The sequence below is a fragment of the Photorhabdus sp. HUG-39 genome (assembly GCF_963878365.1).
Lineage (GTDB): Bacteria > Pseudomonadota > Gammaproteobacteria > Enterobacterales > Enterobacteriaceae > Photorhabdus > Photorhabdus kayaii.
In genome coordinates this window covers 1-265 of sequence record NZ_CAWNWY010000128.1, presented here as the reverse complement: position 1 = coordinate 265, position 265 = coordinate 1, and the positions used below count along the sequence as shown (strand labels likewise).

1 rRNA gene is annotated in these 265 nt (G+C 50.6%); it reads left to right on the top strand.

What is annotated here, in order from left to right:
• Positions 1–265, top strand: a 23S ribosomal RNA gene (locus AAC155_RS24345); the annotation flags it as partial.

Below are 265 nucleotides of genomic sequence, written 5' to 3'. Positions count from 1 at the left end.
ATCCTCCAAGGCTAAATACTCCTGACTGACCGATAGTGAACCAGTACCGTGAGGGAAAGGCGAAAAGAACCCCGGCGAGGGGAGTGAAAGAGAACCTGAAACCGTGTACGTACAAGCAGTGGGAGCCTTGATTTATCAGGGTGACTGCGTACCTTTTGTATAATGGGTCAGCGACTTATATTCTGTAGCGAGGTTAACCGCATAGGGGAGCCGTAGGGAAACCGAGTCTTAACTGGGCGAATGAGTTGCAGGGTATAGACCCGAA